At 56.7% G+C, this 1130-nt stretch carries 2 protein-coding genes; both read left to right on the top strand.

Features of this window, described 5'->3' with window-relative positions; translation table 11 throughout:
* Positions 1-199: hypothetical protein (locus H5U08_RS19500; protein WP_297037055.1), on the top strand; the 199-nt coding region annotated here is incomplete at its 5' end.
* A gap of 197 nt (positions 200-396) precedes the next feature.
* Positions 397-1130 (top strand): DUF1559 domain-containing protein (locus H5U08_RS19495; protein WP_297037052.1); only part of this gene is annotated, 734 nt, incomplete at its 3' end.

The raw sequence follows: 1130 nt of genomic DNA, 5'->3' as shown, positions 1-1130 counted from the left end.
TGGGCGGGCTCTCCACGACGCGAATTCCTGCCACATTTGCCAATTCCAGATCCAGCCTCGAATACCCATCGCCACGTTCACGGTTGTTCTGCCACTTGCATCGAATTGGTGGCGTCCGCTCGTCCATTTCACCGAAGTCGTGGCTCGCTCCGCATGCCCGTGGCAAAGCCGTGCTCCACCTGTTCTCGATCTCGTCTGATAACTCTGAATCCGATCTGCCGGGAGTATCTCTCGGGCTGACTCGCTGCCCGGTCTTCGTCCAGCCCGTCACGTAAGGAGCTGGAAACTTCGCTCAAAAAAAGAGCACGTCGCGGCGGAGCAACCACATCATCTCGTATCCCCAGTTTGTCACATTATCCGAAGAAAAACTTTCCAAAAGAGAACAGGAGAGCGATCATGAACATGGCCTGTAAGGATAACCCAAAATTTGGACTTTGCGCAACCTTCCATCCTTTGCGGGAGCGGTCTTGGCCCCGAGCCTTCACGCTGGTGGAACTGCTGGTGGTCATTGCGATCATCGGGTTGCTGATCGGGCTTTTGCTGCCGGCCGTGCAGGCAGCGCGAGAGGCAGCACGGCGAGCGGAATGTTCCAACAACCTCAAGCAAATCGGCTTGGCCATCCACATGTACCACGACACTCACCGCACGTTACCGGCGGGTTGGGCGGCCTATACAGCGGACGGGCGGCAGCCGATGGTCAACGGATCGCCGGGCTGGGGCTGGGGAGCCGTGATCCTGCCTTATCTGGAACAAATGGGGCTCTACCAGGGAGGTATCCATCTGGAGGCCCCCATTTATGCTCCGATCAACGAGGAGGCCATCAAAACTTTCATCAGTGTGTATCGCTGTCCGTCCGACATCAACAGCAACGAAAAAGTCTTTGAGGCCCACAAGCTCCATGAAGGTCACGAGCACGAAGAAGAACACGAAGGGGAGCAGTACGACGAGCTGCTCATTTCGCGCTCCAACTACGTGGGGTGCTTCGGAACGGCGAACATCCACGTGTGCGACCATCTGCCACCCGGCACGCGGTGTGAAGGCAACGGGACTTTCTTCCACAACAGTTTCTTAACACTGGCCTCCATTACGGACGGAACCAGCCAAACCTTTTTGATGGGTGAGCGTACTGT

Origin of the sequence: Thermogutta sp. (assembly GCF_014359955.1) — a bacterium.
Taxonomy (GTDB): domain Bacteria; phylum Planctomycetota; class Planctomycetia; order Pirellulales; family Thermoguttaceae; genus Thermogutta.
This window is presented reverse-complemented; position numbering and strand designations above follow the sequence as displayed.